This window comes from Pseudomonas sp. AOB-7 (genome assembly GCF_003696305.1).
Lineage (GTDB): Bacteria > Pseudomonadota > Gammaproteobacteria > Pseudomonadales > Pseudomonadaceae > Aquipseudomonas.
In genome coordinates, this window is record NZ_RFFK01000004.1 from 222,620 (window position 1) to 245,243 (window position 22,624).

General features: G+C 60.5%; 18 protein-coding genes. All 18 read right to left on the bottom strand.

Features of this window, described 5'->3' with window-relative positions:
* Positions 1-76 precede the first annotated feature (76 nt).
* The 18 genes from EA796_RS09940 to ihfB all read right to left on the bottom strand — a co-directional run bounded on the left by EA796_RS09940 (position 77) and on the right by ihfB (position 22,570).
* Complete coding sequence (locus EA796_RS09940) at positions 77-1,081, bottom strand: glycosyltransferase family 4 protein (protein ID WP_371921465.1); 1,005 nt, start codon at positions 1,079-1,081, stop codon at positions 77-79.
* Entirely contained in the window at positions 1,081-2,040 is a 960-nt protein-coding gene (locus EA796_RS09945; protein ID WP_122108493.1) for an NAD-dependent epimerase/dehydratase family protein, read from the bottom strand. Before EA796_RS09945 ends, EA796_RS09940 begins: the two co-directional genes overlap by 1 nt.
* Positions 2,040-3,215, bottom strand: coding sequence for a glycosyltransferase family 4 protein (locus EA796_RS09950; protein WP_122108494.1), 1,176 nt, complete (start codon positions 3,213-3,215; stop codon positions 2,040-2,042). The genes EA796_RS09945 and EA796_RS09950 overlap by 1 nt, the downstream gene beginning before the upstream one ends.
* Positions 3,215-3,859 carry a glycosyltransferase family 2 protein gene (locus EA796_RS09955; RefSeq protein ID WP_218567629.1) on the bottom strand — a complete coding sequence of 215 codons (645 nt, stop codon included), beginning with the start codon at positions 3,857-3,859 and terminating at the stop codon, positions 3,215-3,217. Before EA796_RS09955 ends, EA796_RS09950 begins: the two co-directional genes overlap by 1 nt.
* Before the next feature lie 4 nt (positions 3,860-3,863).
* Positions 3,864-5,780, bottom strand: coding sequence for an acyltransferase family protein (locus EA796_RS09960; protein ID WP_122108496.1), 1,917 nt, complete (start codon positions 5,778-5,780; stop codon positions 3,864-3,866).
* Positions 5,781-5,821: 41 nt separating this feature from the next.
* Entirely contained in the window at positions 5,822-6,919 is a 1,098-nt protein-coding gene (locus tag EA796_RS09965) for a glycosyltransferase (RefSeq protein ID WP_122108497.1), read from the bottom strand.
* 23 nt (positions 6,920-6,942) lie between these two features.
* On the bottom strand, positions 6,943-8,820 hold the full coding sequence (locus tag EA796_RS09970) for an ABC transporter ATP-binding protein (protein ID WP_122108498.1): 1,878 nt from the start codon (positions 8,818-8,820) through the stop codon (positions 6,943-6,945).
* An 8-nt stretch (positions 8,821-8,828) separates the two neighbouring features.
* On the bottom strand, positions 8,829-9,614 hold the full coding sequence (locus tag EA796_RS09975; protein WP_122108499.1) for an ABC transporter permease: 786 nt from the start codon (positions 9,612-9,614) through the stop codon (positions 8,829-8,831).
* Between the two features lie 31 nt (positions 9,615-9,645).
* Positions 9,646-11,973 carry a glycosyltransferase gene (locus EA796_RS09980; RefSeq protein WP_122108500.1) on the bottom strand — a complete coding sequence of 776 codons (2,328 nt, stop codon included), beginning with the start codon at positions 11,971-11,973 and terminating at the stop codon, positions 9,646-9,648.
* A complete protein-coding gene (locus EA796_RS09985) occupies positions 11,963-13,429 on the bottom strand; it encodes a sulfotransferase family protein (RefSeq protein ID WP_122108501.1) in 1,467 nt (488 codons plus the stop codon). The genes EA796_RS09980 and EA796_RS09985 overlap by 11 nt, the downstream gene beginning before the upstream one ends.
* Before the next feature lie 12 nt (positions 13,430-13,441).
* A complete protein-coding gene (locus EA796_RS09990) occupies positions 13,442-15,187 on the bottom strand; it encodes a glycosyltransferase (protein WP_122108502.1) in 1,746 nt (581 codons plus the stop codon).
* Positions 15,188-15,208: 21 nt separating this feature from the next.
* Positions 15,209-16,393 carry an NAD-dependent epimerase/dehydratase family protein gene (locus tag EA796_RS09995; protein ID WP_102840244.1) on the bottom strand — a complete coding sequence of 395 codons (1,185 nt, stop codon included), beginning with the start codon at positions 16,391-16,393 and terminating at the stop codon, positions 15,209-15,211.
* Positions 16,394-16,452: 59 nt separating this feature from the next.
* Positions 16,453-17,484, bottom strand: coding sequence for an SDR family NAD(P)-dependent oxidoreductase (locus EA796_RS10000; RefSeq protein WP_122108503.1), 1,032 nt, complete (start codon positions 17,482-17,484; stop codon positions 16,453-16,455).
* 42 nt (positions 17,485-17,526) lie between these two features.
* A complete protein-coding gene (gene wecC, locus EA796_RS10005; RefSeq protein ID WP_122108504.1) occupies positions 17,527-18,792 on the bottom strand; it encodes a UDP-N-acetyl-D-mannosamine dehydrogenase in 1,266 nt (421 codons plus the stop codon).
* Complete coding sequence (gene wecB, locus EA796_RS10010) at positions 18,785-19,930, bottom strand: non-hydrolyzing UDP-N-acetylglucosamine 2-epimerase (RefSeq protein ID WP_122108505.1); 1,146 nt, start codon at positions 19,928-19,930, stop codon at positions 18,785-18,787. The genes wecC and wecB overlap by 8 nt, the downstream gene beginning before the upstream one ends.
* A gap of 33 nt (positions 19,931-19,963) precedes the next feature.
* Positions 19,964-20,554 carry an adenylyl-sulfate kinase gene (cysC, locus tag EA796_RS10015; protein WP_256679199.1) on the bottom strand — a complete coding sequence of 197 codons (591 nt, stop codon included), beginning with the start codon at positions 20,552-20,554 and terminating at the stop codon, positions 19,964-19,966.
* 46 nt (positions 20,555-20,600) lie between these two features.
* Positions 20,601-22,067: an MBL fold metallo-hydrolase gene (locus EA796_RS10020; protein WP_218567630.1), complete on the bottom strand. Its 1,467-nt coding sequence runs from the start codon at positions 22,065-22,067 to the stop codon at positions 20,601-20,603.
* A gap of 218 nt (positions 22,068-22,285) precedes the next feature.
* Positions 22,286-22,570 (bottom strand): integration host factor subunit beta, encoded by a 285-nt coding sequence (gene ihfB, locus EA796_RS10025; RefSeq protein WP_003243558.1) that lies wholly within the window; start codon positions 22,568-22,570, stop codon positions 22,286-22,288.
* Between the last annotated feature and the right edge of the window lie 54 nt (positions 22,571-22,624).

Sequence of the window (22,624 nt, forward strand, 5' to 3'; positions counted from 1 at the left end):
CATCGACCTTATATCGACCCGCATAACTCGAATAACGCCAAAACTCCGCATGCGCTCCCGATAAACGGCGCCAGGGCTACTCGGCCGCTCCTGCCTCGAAACGCCATGCCAACCACGCCAAGGGACTATAGGCCAGAAGCAATCCCACAGCGCCATCCAAATAGCCCAGCGCCACGCCAGCGGCCAGAGGCAGCAGCCAGAGCAGATTCAGCAGCGCCACCGCCAGCGTCACCGGCAGATGCCGCTGAAACCGGCGCGAGGCGAACTGGTAGGCATGGCTGCGGTGCGCCTCGTAGACCCGCTCGCGCCTCAGCAGGCGGTGCAGCAAAGTCCAGGTCGCATCCACCACGAACACGCCGAGCAGGATCAGCCAGGCCCACAACAGCTCGCTCGCCACCCATGCCGCCTGCACCGCCAGAGCGCCCAGTATCAAACCGAGAAAGCCACTGCCGGCATCGCCCATGAAGATCCGTGCTGGCGGGAAGTTCCAGTACAGAAAGCCCAATGCCGCCAGCCCCAGGGCCAATGGCGTCCAGGCCAGGGCCTGATGACCGAGCAGTCCATAGAGCAAGGCGCCCCCAAGGCACACGCAGATAGCCTCGACCGCCGCGATACCGTCTATGCCATCCATGAAGTTGTAGAGATTGAGCAACCATACCAGGCCGACCAGCGCCAGCCCATGACCCAGCCAGCCCAGCTCCAGCGGCACATCGGCCACCCGCAACGGCGGCAAGCCGCCCAGCCACGCCAACACCCAGGCTGCCGCGATGAAATGCCCGAGCAAACGCCAGCGCGCCGCGACATGGCCGTGGTCGTCGAGAAAACCCAGCGCCGCCACCCAGGCGCCGCCACCCAGCAGCGCCCACATCGCCGGCCAAGGCAGCACCTCCTCCACGGCCAATATGGGCAGTACCGCGAGAAACGCCAGGACAATGGCCAGTCCGCCGCCACGCGGAGTTGGAACCGCATGCGAGCTGCGCGCATTGGGCAGATCCAGCAGGCTGCGCGCCAGGGCATAACGACGCACCTCTCCGGTCAGCACCCAGGACACCAGCAGCACACCCAGCAGCCATAACGGCATCATCGACTGCACTCCCGAACGAAATCCCTCACGGTGTCGGCTAATGCGTCATCTACGCCCTGCGGCGCCTGCCAATTCAGCAGGGAGCACGCCTTGCTGCTATTCACCCGCAACTCACCGCACAGACGTTGTGCCGCAGCCCCGCGCCCCAGCAGATGCAGGGCGGCACTCAGCCAGGTGCGCGGTACCGGCACCAGCCAGGAGCGCGAGTCGAGCGCAGCAGCAAGCTTTCGACTCAGCTCGGTAACGGACAGATCCTGGCCATCGCTGACCAGGAACCGCTGATTGGCTGCCAACGGGTGGCTCACGCAGCAGACGAGAAAATCGGCCAGGTTCTCCAGCGCCACCAGACTGCGCTTGTTGTGCAGCCCCCCCAGCGGCAGCGGCAAGCCACGGGCGAGCGCCTGCAGCATACGCCGAAAGTTGGCCCGCACCCCGGGCCCGTATACCACTGGCGGGCGCACCACCACCCACTCCATGCCATGCTGCTCGCAGAATGCCTGCACCAGTTGCTCCGCCTCCCATTTGGAGCACGCATAGGCGTCCTGAGGGCTGGCCTCATCAGCCTCGGAAAAAGGTCTGCCCGGCGCGTTGGCCTCGCCGTTGACCTTGATCGAACTGACCAAGACGAAGCGCCGGACACCGGCCTGGGCCGAGGCCTCGAGCAGGGCTCGCGTACCCTCCACGTTGACCACCCTGAAAGCCGCCAGCGGATCCTGCGCACGCTCCTGCATCACATGCACCCGCGCCGCGGCGTGCACCACCACGTCGATCCCACTCAGCAGCTCGGCACCGACCGGCCCCTTGGCTAGATCGCCCAGCGCCCGTTGCTCGCAATCAACATTGCCCGCCGTCAGCACACGCACGCCTGCAATCGCCTGCAGACCACTCTCGCGCCCCAAACGGCGCAGAACGGCCATGCCGACCAGACCACTAGCTCCTGTGACCAACACCCGCATCAGACCGGCTCCAGCAATTGCAGGATGTCCTGCGCCATCTCGTCCATGATTCGCTCGCGGGCATAGCGCTGGACGAACGCCGCGCGATCGGACAGCCCGAGCTCCAGTCGCTCGAAACTTTCAAGCGCAGCCTCGGCGTCGCAGGGCGCAAACACCGCGGTATTGGTCAGCTCGGCGGCGATGAACTCCGCCGCATAGCCCGCGACACCGGCCCAGATGGGTTTACCGGTCGCGGCATACTCGAACAGCTTGGAAGGCAGCACTCGCCTGAAGGCCGGCATGTCGTTGAGGTGCAGGAACAGCACATCGGCTTGCTCGTAATAGGCCTGCAGGTGCTTACGTGGCATCGGCGCCAGCAGTTGCACATTGTCGATGCCGGCCAGCGCATCGCCCAACAGGCAGGCACGGCCGCCGTCGCCGATAACCTGGAAACAGGCCCGCCCACTCAAGCGCGGGGCAAGCCCCGGCAAAATATTGTGCAGCCCCTGACCATCGCCGATATTGCCGGCATAGAGCACTTTCAGCGGCTCGCCGGCCGGTAATGCAGCCGCTGCCGGCGCCTGCAGGAACTCGCTGTCCACCCCGTTGGAAAAGAAGGAAAAACGCCCTTGCGGGTAGCGGGACTGGAAATAAGGCAAGAACCCCCGCGAAACCAGGTTGACCCTGTCCGCGCGCGCCATGGCCAAGCGTTCCAGTAGGGCAAAGACGCCAATGGCCGGCCGCCATAGCGGGCTGGCGAATATCCCCTCCAGGGTTTCCACCAGGATGTCGCGAATATCCAGATACAGCCGCGCCCCCTTGCGCCAGGCAATCAGGCTACCCAGGCAAGCGGTCATAAGGCGCGACGACGTGGCTACGACCAAGTCGTAGTGTTGCCCCCGCACCACTCTCAGCACGGCAAAGGCAAAACACAGAAACAGCCAGGCCTGAGCCAGGAAACCATTGCCCCTGGCCGGCAGCAATACGCGCCGGATCGTCAGCGCACCCCGAGTTTCTATCTCGGGCGCGTCGGGCGAAAAGGACGCGTAACGCGACGGCTGCCCGGTAATGACATCCACCTGAACATCTTCGCCGGCGTGCGCCAGCAGCGCCTTGCTCAAAGCCGCGGCGCGGAATGAGCCCGCACAGAGATCGGGCGGGTAATACAGAGTCAGAAAAAGAACCTTGCGCGACATCAAACCCGCTCGTTGGATGAATTCTTATGGGTACGCAATAACCAGGGCAGCAGATAGAAGAACTGCCGCAGATGGAACCAGGCGATGCGACGAGGCTTATTCACCCTGTGCAGGTGGATGGGAACTTCAGCGATGCGTCCGCCCTTAGCCAGAACCTCGAGAGCCAACGTACCACAGATGCAGGCGCCCCTCAGTTCCAGGCGCTGCGCTAGATCCCTGCGGATGGCGCGCATGCCGGTGCCGGAGTCCCCTACCGCGCCCCTCAGCGCAGCCAGCCAGGTCAGCAGGCGCTCGGACGGCCTGGGCACTCGGTTACGGCGGCCCTGCACCATATCCGCCCGCCCCTCGCGAATCGGCGCGACCAGTGCGGCAATACTGTCCAGCGGCATCTCGCCGTCTGCATCCAGGGTGACGATAACCTCCGCGCGAGCAGCGGCAATGCCTCGGCGCAACGCCGCGATATAGCCCTGGTTCGACGCCTGCCTCAGCACCCTTGCGCCAGCCGCTTCCGCGATAGCGGCCGTATCGTCGCGGCTGCCATCGTCGACCACGATCACCTCGTCGACTCTGGGCACCAGCGCAGCAACCACCGCGCCAATACGTTGCGCTTCGTTGAATGCCGGCACTACCGCAGCGATATGCACCAAGTCACCCTTCTACCTGCAACTTTCTCAGCACCAGATTGCTGCCCTCGCGCGTCAGGTGATGCACATCCCGGTACAGCTTCTTGTTGCCGCTAAGCTCACGACACACATTGCCACGGCACAAACTATCCACTGGGTGGATGAATATGGCATCGGCCTCATACTGCTTGGCCACATTCTTAAACATACGAGTTCTCTGCACAGTATCATTCAATAGCGCATCCCGGCACGGCATAGATATAAACCGCGCGCGTTCCACGCACCCTAAAGCCGTATTAGGCGCTGCCCCAAGAACAATTTTCCGAGCCGGGACAGCTGCATATAACGCCATGACATCATCAAGTAAAAATTTATACTTCTGTTTAACCGTACCTTGCAGCGGCTTGCCCGTTACTAGAGAGGCGACCCTTTGCATATGCCAACGCTGCGCATGTACTACATAGGCCAACTCACCACCATTTTCATGAAGGTATTTTCGCAAATTAGCATTTGCCCTAGCGCATATCTTTTTACGCCATACCTTGTGATCTTGAGTTCTGAGCGCTTCACCAAAGAAACAAGCCGACACATTGAAAGCGTCTACTTGATATCCCGAAAACTTCTCCAACAAAGTTTTCATGTGATGCCCAAGGTGCGAATCACCTACCAGAAGCACACGCCCGCGACTGCCATCTTGGAGTTTGCAAAGCGAGGGGCTCTCGCAGCGAATCTCATTGGGTTGCACCACATACCGTTCCGCGCGCCACGCCCAACCATCGCCGAACCAAGCCATAGCGGCAGGAACAATCAGAAATAATGCCAATAGGACACAACTTAGTCCGAATGCAACCCGCGAACCCTTTCTAGCTCTTTGCTTAGGCTTGCGGTAGCGCTGCTCCACGAAGTGATACAGCACCAATGCCAAGGCAAAGGACGTGAGCAACACCCCATATTTCTCGACCGTGGTGAGCTCGCCGTAAACGTAGTAGCGATAGAACACATATACAGGCCAATGCACCAGGTACAGGGAATAGCTGATAAGGCCAATCCGCACGGACAGGGGATTGCGCAGAATTCGGCCCAGATAACGAGCCTCGCCGGCGTAGATCAGCAAGGCGGCGCCAAGACAGGGCGCCAGCGCGTAGTAACTGGGAAACAGCAGGGTCTCGTCGTAGAGGAACACTGGCGCAATCGCCAGCACCAGCCCGACTAGCAGCAATAGCTCCAGCGGCCAATTGCTTCTGGGCCGCAAGCCCATCAGCCAGACCAGTACCGCGCCGATGGCGAACTCGAAAATCCGGAATGGCGTCAGAAAGTAGATGGTCGCGCCACCGTCCGCAAACGCCCGCGCCAGCGTCGAAGAAACGCCCTTGAAAACATCGCCTCCGCCCTGGAACAGCAGATTCAGTGCAAAGCTGATGCCGCCCAACGCCAGTATCGCCAGCGCCGCCGACAAGCCACGCAAACGCGTCAGCAAGAACACCAGCAGCAGCGGCCAGAACAGATAGAACTGCTCTTCGACGCTCAGCGACCAGGTATGCAGCAGAGGTTTGAAGTGCGCATCGGCATCGAAATAACCACTCTCGCCCCAGAAATAGAAATTCGACAGGCTGGTGACCGCATAAATCAGCTCGCCGGCGAAACGCCGCATATGCTCCGGCGAGAACATCAGCACGGCGAGGAGAAAAGTCGCGGCAACGGTCACGAACAGCGCCGGGAACAGCCTGCGGGCACGTCGCGCGTAGAACTCGCCGAAGCTGAAACGCCCCTCCTCGATCTCATCCTTGATCAGGCGCGTAATCAGAAAACCACTGATCACGAAGAATACGTCCACCCCGACATAGCCGCCGGAAAACGACGCGAACCCCGCGTGAAAGAGCAGCACGCTCATCACAGCAATAGCGCGAATGCCGTCAATATCCGGCCTGTAGTGCCTTTTCATTCATTCCACCGCAACTGAAATCACGTCGACCGCCAGACAGCTCATCGACTCAAATACTCGTATACCGACAGCAGACTCTGCTTTTCCTCGTCCCAGTTGAAATTTGCGACGAACTCGCCTCCCTGCGCGGCCAGCTCTCGTCGCCACACCTCGTCGCCGAGGAGCGCGCATAACGCCTCGAGCAACCCCTCCGGGTCATCCGCTCGAACCCAGATACCGCCGCGGTCACCGACAAACTCGCGCCACAAGGGAAAGTCGCTGGCCACGAACGGCAAGCCGCAGGCCATGTACTCGAACAACTTGGTGGGCCTGGCCGCTGCATGATCGCCCTCATCGGCGAGCACCGCCAGACCTACGTCGGCACGCATCATATGCGCCAATACGGTTTCATGCGGCTGCAGGCCCAGATAGTCCACATGCGCCCAGGCCGGATGACCCATCGCCTGATCAAGGCAGGGCTCCAGCTCCGGGCCCAGCAACCACAGGCGAGTGGCCAGGCCCCGCGCATTGAGGCCCTGCAGCGCATCCAGCGCATTGAACAGCCCGCGAGCCCGCGACAGGCCGCCGGCATAGATCAGGCGATAGGGCCGAGCCTCGCGCGCCAGGGCCGCTGCCTGAACGCGCACGCGCGCCATCAGCACCTCGGACAGCACCGGGGCATTGCGCAGCAGCCGGCAGCGTTTGGAAAACCGCGGCAGCTGGCGCTCTTGCGTGACCAGCGTGGCATCCAGCCAATGGCTGAGCCCGCGCTCGGCCAGCGACAGCAGATACCCCAGCGGCCGCCGCAGCGGTTTCGGCAGCCAACTGCGCAGCAGCAGCCGCTGCGAATAATCCTCATGGGTGTCGTAGATCACCGTCTTGCCCAGCAGCTTGAGCACCAGGGCCAGCGGAATCATATCGGGGTTGTGCAGATGATAGATGTCGGCGCGCTGCGCCAGCGCCATGCGCAACACCCGCGGCAGATTGAGAAAGCGCTGCAGGCGGTTGCGATAAGCCGGGGCCGGCAGGAAGGTCACACCCTCGGCGACATGCTCCTGCTCGCAGCGCATCAGTGCCCTGACCCGGTAGCCCGCCTCGGCCAGGGATACGCATTCGCGCACCACCCGATTGCCCCAGGCCCGATGGACCGGGGCAAGCATCAGCACGCTCGGCGGTTCGTGACTCACTCCTGCAGCCTCGCCGCGACATTGGGGTGACGCCGCAGCCACTTCTCAGGGCTCTGGCAAAACGCCTCGTACTCGGGCATAACCTGCTTCGGCCGGCCATCGAGTATCAGATGCCCCCGCTCCAGCCAGACCACCCGGCTGCAGAGCTTCTTGATCTGGTTGGCGCTATGGGAAACCATCACCACGCATTTCGCCTTGCCCTTCATCTCGCGCATGCGCGCCTCGGCCTTGTGCCGGAAGGAGTCGTCCCCGGTGGAGAGCACCTCGTCGAGAATCAGCACATCGGGCTGGATCACCGTGGCGATGGCGAACGCCAAGCGGCTGCGCATGCCAGCCGAGTAAGTGCGGATCGGCTCGTCGATGAACTCGCCGATCTCGGAAAACTCGATGATCTCGTCTAGGTGCTGCAGCACTTCGCGCCGCGACAGGCCCAGCAATGCCGCATTGACGAACACGTTGTCGCGTCCAGACAACTCGTTGTTGAAGCCGATGCCGAGCGACAGCAACTGAATCCGCCCATGTCGCTCGATAGTGCCCAGGTCGGGCTGCAAGATACCGGCCAGCAGCATGCCCATGGTGCTCTTGCCCGAACCGTTACGCCCGACGAGCCCCAGCACCTCGCCCTCGCGCAGCGTCAGCGACACGCCCTTGAGCGCCCGGAAGTCGCGGTCCTGGCGCTGGCGCAGCCAGGTATGCAGACGCACCCCGCGCCGATAGGACAGGCTGACGTCGGCAACCTCGATCACCGGCTTGCCGAGCGGCTGCTCCTTGCGCACCGCTGCCGGCTTCTGCACCGCGACGACCGCAGCCTTGACCACGGGCGGCGCAGGCTCTGCGCGCGGCGCCTCGGCGACCGGCGAGGCCGGGCAAGGCTGCGGCCGGGTGGCATCGACCAGCAGCGGCGAGTCGCCGACGACGCGGCCGATATCCGTCGCAAAGGGGCTCAGGTAGAACGGCGCCGGGAACCGGAAACCCGCCACCTCCGGCAGCAGATAGAGTTTGTCCTGCGTGCCGCTGCGCGGATCGAAGCGGACGATCTGCGAGGCGACCTTCTTCTTCTCGTCCTTCTCGAAGTTGAAGAACCCGGCGTACAGGCCTTCGCTGTCGCCGGCCAGCCCGCGCAGATTGATCTTCAGCCCGCGCGCGGCGAAGCTCTGGCTCGTCGCCTTGGCCTGCAATGCCTCGCCGTCGGCGGCCAGCGGCAGGCCCAGCAGGCTGCCGCGCTGCACGTCCAGGACGAAGTAGCGACCATCGAGGAACAGGCCGGAATGCGGCGTCTCCAGTTGATCCAGCAGCAGCTCGCCGGAGTCGTAGCCGATCACGCTGCCGGCGTCCGACCAGTTGCGAAAGGCCACAGTCAGGAACAGCTCCCCGCTGGGGTTCTCGCAGATACCGCGAATATGCCCGAAACCGCTCTTGCCCGAGGCCTGGGCCGGCACCTGAAAGTGCTTCGGGGCGATCTGCCAGAGGTGGCGACGACCGAGGAACTCGCCCTCCAGGTCAAACTCCTCGATGCTCGCCAGAGCATTGCAGGCCACCAGCAAACGCCCCTTGCCGGCCGCGTAGTGCACCGCCAGCAGCCCGGCGTCGGGGCGCTTGTCCAGCACCCATTCCGGCAGCACCACCTCGCGCTGCAAGCGGAACCAGGCCTGGCCCGGCCCCGGGCTAGGCTCGATGGCGTAGATACGCAGGCTCGACGGCGTCGTCACATACAGCCGGTTCCCCACGCAGCACAGGCCGCGTAGCTGGGGTTGGCTCAATGAATTGGAGAGATCCTCGATCTGCAGGTACTGCAGCCCCTGCTCGCTATCGAACACACCGATAGCCGACTTGTTGTCGAATTCCGAATGCAGCGAAAGAACCAAACGTGCCACATAAACCTCTAGAGCATCTTCACGATTCGATTGCTGCACAGCCTCAGGTACATCAGGCCTAGCTGTACCAGTATCAACGCCACAGCCAAAAGCACTGCGTAGTGGAGCCAGTCGAACATCCTACCGTCGAGGATCACCCGGCGAAACGCCTCGATGATCCAGCCAATGGGGTTGAGCTCGAACAGCAGCTTGGCAAAGGCGGGAATGTTATCCGCATCCAGCACCCGTGAAGTGGGGTACAACACCGGGCTGAGGAAGAACCCCGCACGGATGCCATACGCCACCAGTTTCGCGGTATCCGCGAAGAACACCTGGGTCACCGCCACGAACAGGCTGACCGCATAGGCGATAAAGAACACCAGCAACAACAGCGGCAGCACCGCCAGCGATTGCACGCCGAGGGTCGCATAAGACCAGCACATGACAATCAGCATGCCCACCGACGCGAAAAACAGCTGCACCGCACAGGGCACCGCGATCAACAGGCCCATCGGCGTGCTGGTCTGGCGGATGATGCCGCGGTTCTTGCTGATCGCCGTGACCGCAGCGGTCAGGGAGCGCGCGAAGAACTGCCAGGCGACGATGCCGCACAGTACGAACAGGTGGTAGTTCTCGCCCCCGCGCTGAAACACCACGCGGATGATGAAGTAGTAGATCGCCATCATGATCAACGGGTCGAGAAACCACCACAGCCAGCCCAGACGGGCCGAGGCTACGGTGGTCTTCACGTTGACCGAGAACAGCGTTACCAGGGCATGGTGGTAGTGCCGCAGATCCTTGAGCAGTTGCAGCATCAGCGGCCCCTGCCCTTTCTAAGTATGCTGTTCATGGCTGAGTCAGTTCCTCGACCACGGCCCGGTAGATGCGCTCGCAATTGCCGTCGTCGCGGTGGCTGAACAGTTTGTCTAGACGACCGCGCTTGTCGGCAGACATCTCGCAGCCGCCCTCCAGGCACTGCTGCAGTTGCTGCAACAAGGCGTCCTCGGTGGTGACCAGTTCCAGCGCCAGATCGCGCTCGTAGTCCAGGTGCGGCGGCCCCGGTGGCTGCACCTCCCACTCGTGGCGGTCGAACATATAGCCCAGCACCGGCTTCTCCTGATAGAAGAAGTCGTACATCACGCTGGAATAATCGGTGATCAGCAAATCCGCCTCGCGAATCAGATGATGCAGCGGCTGATCGAGATCGCGGATCACATGCACCCGCGGCGAACCTTTCTCGAACTCGTCGATGAAATGCATCATGTTGAAATGCGGACGGAAATACAGCTCCATCTGGTGCCGCTCCAGCAGTTCGGCCAGGCGCGCGCTGGTGAGGAAGCTGTTCCAGGCGTGGTAGTAGCGACTTGCCTGAATCTGCCCCTGCCCTTTGAGCCAGCGCCGCCAGGTGGGCGCCACCAGAATCTTGCGCGAACGCTCGGGGCCGCGCCGAGGCGCCAGGGCATCCAGCCGGGCGATACCGGTGAGCTTCACCTGCTTTGGCGTAAAGCCATAGTGACCACTGAAAAACGCCTGTTCGATGCCGTTGGAAACGATCACCTGCGAGAAGTAGGGATAGTTCTTCCGTGTGTAGGTCATGGTCTTGTTGCCGGCCACGCCATGCTGCAGGAACACGTTCAGAGTCTTGCGACGCAGGCGCGGCAGTGACTCGCTCGGATAGTCCAGGCCACGGAAACTGTCGGTGGACAGCATCACCCGCGCGCGCCACAGCAGATAGGCGTGCTTCCAGGAGTACTGCGCCACCACGTTGCCCAGCGGCGCCACGATGCCCCAGTGCGGCGAATTGCGCTTGAGCACGTAGAACACCGGCAGCTGCGGGTAGGTTTCGCGCAGGTACTTGAACAAGAAGTAGCCGTTGTCCTCGGCACTGCTGGCAATCCGCTCGTCCATCAGCCAGATGGCCTTGTTCGGCTGCAACGCCCCGGCCAGCTTGGCCACCGGCGCCGCCGCGAAGTACTTGAGCATCGGCAGGCCCTTGACCGTCGACGCCAGCTTCAGACATTTCGCCGCCAACAGGCTGATACGCGAGGCCACGGCAAATACCCGGGAGTTCTGGATTTTCTGCACCCGCTCGAAACGGGCCAGGCCCTGGAACTGCATACGCATCATGGGTTCGAAAAGCTGCGCCTTGGCGGCATCGGACTTGAGCAGGGTCAAGTAACGCGGTGAGCGCGGGGCGTTTTCATAGGCCACCAGCGCGTCGTACTCCTGAGCGCTGAGCATGATGATGCGCACCTGCTCACGCAGCGCATAGTCTTCCGCGGAGCGCATATCTTCCGGTGACAACTTTTTCACCAGACGGCCGATGATGCCAAATATCTGCAGTTGCTCGTCGTATGCAGACTGCTTGATCACTTTCAAGAAGCGATTGCCCACCAGTTTCCTGACTTCGGAACGCAGCAAGCGCTGGTAGATATCCAACGCGTCTTTCTCGGCAAAAGCCCGCTCAAGGCATTCGGTGACTGCTACGCGATCCTCGAAGAACTGCGGAGAGATTCGACTGGTACGCGAATCATCACGCCCGCGATAGTTGTAAACCACCTCGGGCAAAATGGTGATCACATCGCACTTCAGATACATCCTGGCCATGAAATCCAGGTCTTCGCCAGCCGTACCCTCAGGGAAACGCATCGCGTGTTTCTCAATGCTTTCCCGACGGATCAGGCGATTGCAGGCACTGATGTCCTGTATCAGCGTAGGCATCTCTTCTATGGTGGTGCAGTCGATCAGTCGATTGAACTCACGCTGATGGACAGGAACTCCAATCCATTTGCGCCATTGACTAAAAGACTGCTGAATGCCGCAGACCATGTCGCTGCCATATTGCTTGGCGACTGCCACCATTTTCTCGTAGGCATCGGCAGGAATAGTGTCGTCGGAGTCCAGAAAAGAAACATATTCGCCATTGGCATGGGTCAGTGCCAGATTCCTTGCTGCGCCCTGCCGCTTGCGCTCCTGACGCAGCAATTTGACCTGCGGATATCGCGCGCAATATTGCTCAACCAGTTTATCGCCACCATCCATAGAGCCATCGTCGACGACGATAACCTCGATTTCCTTCAATGTCTGTGTCAGCACCGAATCGAGACATTCGGCAATATAGTCCGCTGTATTGTAGAGCGGCACAATAACGGAAACTTTGATATTACTCGCCACGTGCGCGCCACTTCTTCAGAACGGAAAATAGATTTACCGGCAACAGGAAAAATCCTTTCAATGGCGAGCGCATCGTATGCGCAAACACCAAACTCAGCTGGTAAGAGGTCGATGCCAAAATGGCGCCATTACGTTTCTTCAAGCGCCTATTGGTACGTACAAGCTGCTCAAGTCGGGCTCGCTGTGTATTGGCTTCAACCACCTCGCGGGCTATACGTTCATTCTTCTGAGCAATTTGCTTCTGCAACTCATCCATACGAGTGCGAAAGACTTCCAGCTTTTCCTCTTTGCCTGCCAGAGTCTGCTCGATCTTCTGTACTGTCTGAGTGGCTTCGACCAATTTTACCGCAACTAGATTGAGGCTTTGCTGATTAAGGCGTCCACTTTCGAGTTGCCCAAGCAATTGGGACTCTCGTAGCAGCACCTCGGCCAATTCATTCTTGGTCTGCTGAAGCTGCTCGCTGAGCGCCTGATTCTGCTGCGCAAGGTCCTCCTTGATCTGCGACTCCCTCTGAAGAACCTCGGTGAGTTCCTGCTTCACCTGCTCAAGCAGTGCGGTTGACTCCCGGTTCTGCCGAACCAGCTTCTCCTGATCCTTTTTTGCGGCCTCGGCGGGTTGGGCCGGAGACTTCTTGGCGTGATAAAGCTGTACCCAGCCGGAGAAGGCATCCATCGCAGCCATCGCCTGCTGCAGCGCGACCTTCAACTGGTCGCGCCCATAATCCAGGCCGTTGCAGGCCTGCAGGGCTTGATACAGGGTGGCCACGCTAGGGTTCTTCAACTCGACGTCGAGGAAATCGGAGCGGTTGAGGCGAGGCTTGACCGCTTCGCCGACAACCGCCTGCAGGGTGGTTTCATCGATCGGCAAGCCGGCAAAATCGGCCAGACCGCGCGCCGTCTCGACGGGGTTGGCAAACCAGGATTCGTAATGCAGCAAATAACTGCTACCGCCCAACTCACTCAAAGCGGACACGTTCTTGTTCAGCCACATCAACTCCGTGATATCTATTGACTGGCCGTATTGTTTCAAAGAAGACACACAGACATTCTTCGGATCACGCAGGGTCAGTACGTACTTCGGCGCCACCCTGGTGCGGTTGAATACTTTCCGCCACAACGGGATCAACAGCGCCGAACGTGGCTCCTTCAGTACCCAGGGGCCGCCGTCACGCTGCAACTCAGCATCGACCTTCTCGATCAGGGCATTGATACAGGCACGCGCAGCAGGCGTCTCCAACCATCCCTGCGGCATCGGCATATTAGGCGTCGCGCCTAATTCGAGCATCAATTTGCTGATCGCTTCAAAAACGAACTTATCCTCGTAGGCGCCGTCCGGATTCTGCTCGCCCACCGGCACCAGATCATCGGAAACACGCCCGCCCAACTTGCCCAACATCTGCGCCGCAAGCGAAGTGCCGGAGCGCCCCGAACCGATGACAAAAATCATCTCAGCCATTACACCACCAGCTCAATAAAAGACTTTTTCATGGCACATTCCCACCCCAATCAACTTGGCATTCTTCTTCAATGCGTCATCTTCGATGCGCCAGTTATGCGCGGCCAGATCGGAGCCTCGGAACACCGCCATATTGCCCGAATCCAGCATTGCAACGACTGACTGATGGCAAGCCGACATATCGTGAAAGATGGTATCCACCGCGCCGACATTCGATGAAGAAAAAGCATGCTCCGCCATTGCAGATCGCCGCCCGCCCAGGGTATTGCCGGCGATATTAAACGAATTGACATCAAGCTCTTCTGCAAAGCAAAAGCTATAGGGCGACGCACGCCTGTTGGCGTCCGCCCTGAAGTAGAACTCTTCCGTGGACTCGAAATAGACATAACTTGGCGGTTTGCCCCAGAAATCCGCTGCCACACATTTCAGCGCGACAAGGATATCCAGCAAATAGTTTTCGCCATAGAAATCGTCATCGTCCATCTTGACGGAGAACTCTCCGGTGGCCTTGCCGACGGCAAAATTCATGCAACTGCCGATATTCATTTCAGGCGGCAGGCTGAAGAACTGCAGATCTGGCGTATTGCGCACGACCTCGGGCAAAGACTCCGGGTGAGCGGCGTTGTAGACGTAGACCAGTTCCTTGTTGGGATAGGTCTGCTTGACGAATTGCTCGACCACCTTCTCGGCCAATTGTGGACGGTTGCTGGGAGTAAAAATGGAAATCCGCGGTAACTGTTCTTCCGCATGCTCGATACCCAGGTCCCGACAGAGGGTAGCCAGGCGCTGGGCATAGCTGTGGTTGAGCACCAGCGTGCGCAGGTTCAGCTGACGCCGGATGCTCCAGTCCTCCTCGCAGGCATTCTCCAGCCAGGCGGGCAGTTCCTCCTTCGGGACGCGCTGGAACAGCTCGGCAAACACGCCTTCGATGTATTCCGGCCCAGCGTCCAGAATCAAGGCACCGCAGGCCGCCGCTTCGATACAGTCGAACAGGCGCGCCACGCTGCTTTTCTGCGTAGTCGATACCGTCAGGTAATGACGCGAAAACTTGTACGCCTTGTACGCCATTTCAACCGGCAGATGGCCGTGGACGCGGGCAAAACGATGATCCAGGTCGCGAAGCTTGTTCACGAAGAAGGTGTAGCGCGAATCGAATATGCCGAGCCCCAAGTCTTCCAATTGATCGAGAAACTCGAAGTCCGCGGCCCTGCGGGAAATATCCACCATCCCGTCAAACAGCAGCGGTGCGGAGAACAGCGCTACATCGCCACGATGGCGGAAGGGGTTGTGCAGCGCCGGCTGAATAGCTGGCGGCAGCTGGCGCCAGTCGCTGGCACGCGCAGGGTCTGCACTGTAGCGATGAGTGAACAACGGCCATACCGGCGAAAACACCGAGTCGTAACCGGCGCCCAGGGTGTCCCAATACACCAGCGGAACGCCCTGCTGCTCAGCCAGTCGACTCAGCGCGGACAGATTGTCCAGATAGCCGCGGGCGGCTACGTCCCACTCGTCGCGCGTAGCATGCAACGTGGGCTCGAACAGGATGAAGTCCAGCCCCGCCGTTGCGATCACCGCTCGATAGTTTTCCTGCGTCAGCAGGTAGATCGAGCAGTCGAATTCCAGGTTGGTCCGTAGACGTCGGCTACCCACGAACCCGACCTTGAGGCCGGGCTGGGTCTTTCTATGAGGCACCTCGCGCACCTGAAGCGGCTCGATCCAAAACCTTGCGTTCTTTAGTTCCAAGCCGCTCCAGGCCATTTACTCAGTCCTCGATTCCACTTACCACTTGATGCCTTTGAAGATCACATCCTTGCGGATGTTTTCCTTGAACTTGCCGACTACCTGGAACATCCCGGCCATGACCTCGTCGGTGAGGTAGTGCGGCTGCACGCCCAGGTCGATCAGGCCCTGGTAAGTCGGGTTGTAGTAGTGCTCTTCGGCTTCCTTGCGCGGGTTCTCCAGGTGGTTGACCTTGACGTCGTAGCCCAGGGACTGGCCGACGCGCTGCACCATGTCGGCCAGCTGGTTGGCCGAGAAGGTTTCCATGATCTGGTTGAAGATGCGCAGCTCACCCTTGGCGGCCGGGGCCTTCTCGGAGTGGTGCACGCACTGCAGGGTGTCCTTGATATTGAGGTAGCCACGGGTCTGGCCGCCTTTGCCGTATACGGTCAGCGGGTAGTCGACCACGGCCTGGACGATGAAGCGGTTGACGATGGTGCCGAACACTTCGTCGTAGTTGAAGATGGTGTTCAGGCGCGGGTCGATGGCGGCTTCGTCGGTTTCGATGCCGTAGACCGGGCCCTGCATCAGGTCGGTGACGCGCAGGTCCCACATGCGCACGCCGAACCACATCAGGTCGGTGTCCATCACCTTGGTGGTGTGGTAGATGGAGCCGGCGGCACGCGGGAACAGGAACTTGCCCTTGCGGCCCTTGTGCTCGATCTCAAGCCAGCCTTCTTCGATGTCGATGTTCGGGGTGCCGTATTCGCCCATGGTGCCCAGCTTGATGATGTGGGTATCACGGGAGAAGTCGCGCACGGCGAACATCAGGTTGTTGGTCACGCGCAGGTTGTTGACGATGGTCTGGTCGGCGTGTGCGTAGTCGATCAGTGAGTACGGCGCGGAAGGCTGCTCGGCGTAGTGCACGACGGTTTCCGGAATGCCGGTGAATGCCGGGTTGACGCACCAGTTGTACTTGACGCTGCCATCGAACAGCGAGCGCATGACCTGCGGCTCGGCCAGGTCACCGATCACCACCTTGATTTCGTAGCCGGTCTTTTCGTGCCAGATCTTGGCCCGCTCCATCAGGGTGGGGATCGGGTAGAGCATGCCGACGTCCAGGTCCTGGCAGTTGTTGCGGCGCAGGTAGTTGTCGACCACGGTGACTTGATAGCCGCGGGCCGAGAAGTACATGGCGGAGGGCCAACCCAAGTAGCCGTCGCCGCCGAGAATCAATACGTGCATGTTTCACTCCTGAAAAGTTTCCGGCGAGCGCTGCCCGCCGGCGGTTGCTGCGATCTTCTTCAGATCAGGTTGTTTTCGACGAGGAACACCGCCAGTTCGTCCTGACTCAGTTTGGGCTCGTTCGCCGAGTTGTAGGGGTTCTCCACCTGTTCGGAGACCACGCCCTGGTAGCTGTAGTCGATATCGGTGAAACGCTTCATGATCGCCGGCTTGACGACGAAGTAACGTTCGAGCTCCAGCGCGCGACCGGTTTCTTCGCCGGTCATCAGCTCTTCGTAGAGCTTCTCGCCCGGCTTGACGCCGATTTCCTTGATCTCGATCTTCGCCGGGTCCTGGCCGTACTCGGGGGCCAGCTTGCGGATCATCACTTCGGCGAGATCCTTGATCGCGATGACCGGCATCTTGGTGACGAACACTTCGCCGCCCTTGGCCAGCATGGCGGAGTCGACGATCAGCTGGACCGACTCTTCGACGCTCATGATGAAACGGGTCATTTCGCGGTGGGTCAGGGTCAGCGGGCCGCCCTTGCGCAGCTGCTCGCGGAAGATCGGGATGACCGAGCCACGCGAGCCGAGCACGTTGCCGAAACGGGTGGAGGCGAAGATGCAGCCGGACTTCTTGAACTCGACGTTGGCGGCGGTGATCAGACGCTCGCCCATCAGCTTGGAGGTGCCCATCACGTTGGTGGGGTTCACCGCCTTGTCGGAGCTGGTGAAGATGACCTTGCTTACGCCAGAGTTGACCGCAGCGCGAACGATGTTGTCGACACCGAGGATGTTGGTCTGCACCGCCTCGTGCGGCACCTGCTCGCAGAGAATGACGTGCTTGAATGCCGCGGTGTGGAAGACGATATCGACGCCTTCCATCTTGCGGGTCAACGCGCCTTCGTCACGGATGTCACACAGGTAGAAGTGCACGTTGTGATGATCGCGATAGGCCTCGGTCTGGTAGAACAACTCGCTTTCGTTGTTATCCAGAACGACAAGTTCCTTGACGCCATACTTGTGCACCAGCTGGTTGACCAGTTCCTTGCCAACCGTGCCGCAACCGCCGGTGACCAGCACCTTCTTGTCTTCGAAAAACATCGTCATGTCGATTTCCTGTAATTTGCTCGCCTGGGGGGCTTACTTCGTTTAGATCGCAATACCTTTCCAGGCACCGCATGTATCCAATACCGCCTGGTTGGCGTTATTGCCTAGCTGTACCGACTGGAAGTCCTTGTGGGCCACCAGCAGTACGAGAATATCGGCCCTTTGCAGGGCCTCCTGCAGCTCCACGAACTGCGCATTGGGGTGCAGCTCGGCAGGTGCGGCCGCTAGGTGCGGCTCGACGGCAAGCACCACGTCGGGGTACTTCGCCGCGACCGCATTGACGATAGTCAGTGCCGGGCTGGAACGCACATCGTCGATGTTGGCCTTGTAGCTCAAACCGAGGAACGCCACTTTCGCCTGGCGCTGGCCATGCTGGACCTGCCACTGTGCCAGCACTCCCTCCACCTGGCTCACCACCTGCAGTGGACGCTCGTCGTTGACCGTACGCGCCTGGCGGATAATGCGCGCCTGTTCGGGAGCTGCATCGACGATGAACCAGGGATCGATGGCGATGCAGTGGCCACCGACGCCCGGACCGGGCTGAAGGATGTTGACGCGCGGGTGACGGTTGGCCAGAGCGATCAGTTCCCAGGGGTTGATTCCCAGCCTCTCGCAGATGGCGGCCAGTTCGTTGGCGAAGGCGATGTTGACATCGCGGAAGCTGTTCTCCGCCAACTTGCACATTTCCGCCGTGCGCGCGTCGGTGAGCACGCACTCGCCCTGCACGAAGGCCCGGTACAGGCGCTCGGCCGCGTGCGAGCAGGCGTTGGTCATACCGCCGATGACCCGGTCGTTCTCCACCAGTTCGCGCAGCACTCTGCCAGGCAGCACGCGCTCCGGACAGTGGGCGACCCGGATATCCGAGGCCTCTCCCGCCTGCTGCGGAAAACTCAGGTCGGGGCGCAGCGCAGCAAGCCAGCCGGCGACTCGTTCGGTAGTGCCCACCGGCGAAGTCGACTCGAGCACGATCAGGTTGCCCTTGGCGAGCACGGGAGCAATTGACTTGCAGGCCTGCTCGATGTAGGCGAGATCGGGCTTATGGCCCTCCGTGAAGGGCGTTGGAACCGCAATCAGGAAAGCATCGGCCGGCTCGGGGCGGGTCGTTGCACGCAAGTAGCCTTCCTTGACGGCGGCATGGACTAGCATGTCGAGTTCAGGCTCGACGATATGAATCTCTCCGCGATTGATGATCTGCACCGCTTCGTCGTTGACGTCGACGCCGATCACCCGCTTTTTCCGTGAGGCAAAAACTGCCGCAGTCGGCAAACCGATGTAGCCAAGCCCGATCACTGAAACCGTATTAAACATATTGTTTAGCCTTGGCCCATTGCTCTAAAACGCGCACGATTCGCTCGCTCGCCTTGCCGTCGCCATAGGGATTGACCGCCTGGCTCATGTGCCGATATGCCGCCTCGTCCTCCAGCAGTTCGCGCACAGCGTCGAACAGACCGGCAACCTCAGTGCCCACCAGCTTGACCGTACCGGCCTCAATGGCTTCGGGGCGCTCGGTGGTGTCGCGCATGACCAGCACGGGCTTACCCAGCGAGGGCGCCTCCTCCTGAATACCGCCGGAGTCGGTGAGGATCAGGTAGGCACGCGCCATGAGGTGGACGAAAGTCCGGTAATCCAGGGGCTCGATCAAGTGGATATTCGGGATTCCCGCCAGCAGACGATTGACCGGCTCGCGCACGTTCGGGTTGGGGTGCACCGGATAGACGACATCCACACCGGGAAAGGCTTCGGCAATCTGGCGTAGCGCAGCGCAGATACGCTCCATGGCCATGCCGAAATTCTCCCGACGATGCCCGGTGACGAGCACGATGCGCCGCTCGGTGGCGAGAAATGGGAAGCTTGCGGCCAACTGCTGCTCCGCCGCTTTGTCCGCCTGGATCGTCGCGACGCAGCCCAGCAAAGCGTCCACCACGGTATTGCCCGTGACATGTACCGTGTCGGAATCGACGCCTTCGTCGAGCAGATTCTGTCGCGCACGCGCAGTGGGCGCGAAATGCAATCCGGCAATCGGCCCGACCATCCTGCGCATACCCTCTTCCGGCCAGGGCGAATAGATATCCGCAGTGCGCAAACCCGCCTCTACATGGGCAACAGGAATACGCTCGAAGTACGCGGCAAGGGCGGCACCAAGCGTGGTAACGGTGTCGCCATGAACCAGCACCAGATCCGGCTTAAATTCGCGCAGCACACTACGCAGCTGCAGCAGGACACTGCTCGCGACGGAGCCGGCATCCTGCCCGGGCAGCATGATGTCCAGATCGAAATCCGCTGCAAGATCGAAGCAATCGAGCACTTGATCGAGCATTTCTCGGTGCTGGGCCGTGACGCAAACGCGCGCCTCTGCCCAGGCACAAGCCTGCAGGGCACGCACCAGCGGCGCCATTTTGATCGCCTCCGGCCGCGTCCCGAAGATACTTAGACACTTGAGCTTCATGGCCAGCAGTTCAACAAAACACGTAACCTCATATCACTGCACATCGCGCAGGCCCATGCGGCCCAGAATCGACTGAACGCACGCGACAACGTCGTTCTCGGCGCTGCGAATATGGACATCCGGATGTTCTGGAGCTTCGTAAGGGCTATCGACGCCGGTAAAGTTCTTGATCTGTCCACTTCTCACTTTTGCATACAGTCCTTTGGGGTCACGTGCCGAGCATGTCTCCAGTGGGGCGTCTACGAAGACTTCAAGAAACTCCCCCTCGGCAAACAGCTCACGCGCTGCCTGACGATCCTTACGAAATGGCGATATCAGCGCCACTATCACTATCAAACCCGCCTCGACCATCAGCCTGGCCACTTCGGCCACTCGCCTGATGTTTTCACTGCGATCCGCGTCACTCATACCGAGATCGCGACATAAGCCTTGGCGCACGATGTCGCCATCCAGAACCATTGTGTGCAACCCGCGCGCATGCAGCACCTGCTCGAGCTGCGTCGACAACGTGGACTTTCCAGAACCGGACAACCCCGTCAGCCAGATACACATGGGACGCTGGTTCTTCTGCTGAGCACGCACCTGCCTGCTCACGGAATAACAAGAACTAAAATCATTCACCACAGCTAACTGCCCTCAGATTCTTATTTAGGTCGCTCACGGTAATGAGTCATGAGGGGCGAAAGCGTTGAACCAATGCACTCCTTTGCTTAAATGACAATCTCCACCTGACGCTGGGCCTGCTCATAGCGCTCCTGGATTCGTGCCGCAGCTGCTGCTTGGCACTGACCTCGCCATGCACGATCCGCACCTCCGACGGCCAGCGGCGCATCCGAGTAACGAATCCGACCAACCCATTTTGGTCGGCATGCGCCGAATAGCCGCCTATGGTATGGACTTGCGCCCTTATGGCATAGCGCTGCCCGTCCATTTCCACGAATCCGCCCTTCGGCGCGAAGCGCTGGATATGCCTACCTGGAGTACCCTCGGCCTGGTAACCGACGAACAGCAGATTGTGCCGGGCATCGCCGAGCATGGCCTTGAGGTAGTTGACGATGCGGCCGCTGGAGCACATGCCGTTACCGGCGATGACGATGGCCGGCTGCGCCGTTCGGGCCAGGCGGTTGACCATGGCCAAGTGAGCCTGATGACTGTCCACCGTCAGCAGGTTGTCGAAGGCCAGCGGTTTGCGCCCACTTCTGACTCGTGCCAGCGCTTCGGCATCCCAAAAGGGTTCAAGTTCCCGGTAGACACGGGTGAAACGGCTCGCCAGGGGAGAGTCGAGAATGATTGGCAAGTTGCTCCAGTCGATGCCATTCACAGGCGCTCGCTTGCTGGACGCCCTGCGATGCAGGATATCTTCCAGTTCGTAGAGCAGCTCCTGGGTACGGCCGATGCTGAAGGCCGGAATCAGCACCGTGCCTTGGTCGGCCAGGGCTTGTTCGAGCACCTGCTCGAGACGCTTGCGGCGATTGCGGCGGTCTTCGTGTAGACGATCGCCATAGGTACTTTCGATGACCAGGATATCGGCACGCTGGGGCGCCTTCGGCGCCGGCAGTATCGGTGCGTGGGGCGCACCGAGGTCGCCGGAGAACACTACGCGCTTGCGCTCGCCCGTCACGGGGTAGTGCAGGTCTACTTCGACATAGGCCGAGCCGAGGATGTGGCCGGCGCGCTGCAGGCGAATCCGCGCCGTCAGTTGCTCGCTATCAACCAGGTTGAACCAGGTTTTGTATGGCAAGGCGACGATGCGTTGTTCGATCAGCTTGAGGTAACGCGCCACCTTGGCCTGATCGCGGCTGAAGCCGAGCTTGAAGGCGTCCTCCAGCACGATGGGCAGGAGTTTCGCCGAAGGCTCGCTGCAGAGGATGGGGCCCTTGAATCCTGCGGCCAACAGATAGGGAATGCGCCCGACGTGATCGATATGCACGTGAGTGGCGATCAGCGCCCTGATACCCGCCAGGGAGAAATCGATATCGAGACGACCGGCTCCGGCCCGACCTTCGGGCGAGGTCTCAGCCCCCTGAAACAAGCCACAATCGACCAGAAGCGCGTGCTCGGCATCCATCTGCAACTGGTGACAGGAGCCCGTCACGCCGGAAACGGCGCCATGATGAAGAATGTTGGGGTACCGCACGAGTCAATCCCTTAACGCTGACGAAAACTACAGGGACTCAGCCCCAAGGTGCGGATCACTTAGCTCGGCAGAGGAGGTGCCGACGAATCAAAGACGGTGCTAGCTATGTGGCGATGTGATAGCCCGCACATTTTGCATGCTTTTTATTTTTTCGCAAGCAAGACGAAGGTTTGACGCCACGAAACCAGTCGGTCAGCGAACGGCCTCGCCCAGCGGTACTACTCGTCTTCGTTAACCCGATCGCGCAGCTCTTTGCCCGGTTTGAAATGCGGCACGAACTTGCCGTCCAGGCGCACCGACTGGCCGGTTTTCGGGTTGCGACCCACGCGCGGGGCGCGGTAGTGGAGGGAGAAACTGCCGAAGCCGCGAATTTCGATGCGGTCGCCAGTGGCCAATGCCTGGGACATTTGTTCCAGCATGGTCTTGATAGCCAGCTCGACATCCTTGGAGGACAGCTGACCTTGGTGGGTGACAATTCTTTCGATCAACTCCGACTTGGTCATGGTTTTCCCTTCTTTTTCAAGCGGCTAGATCACTCGATAGAGTGGTTTTAGCAT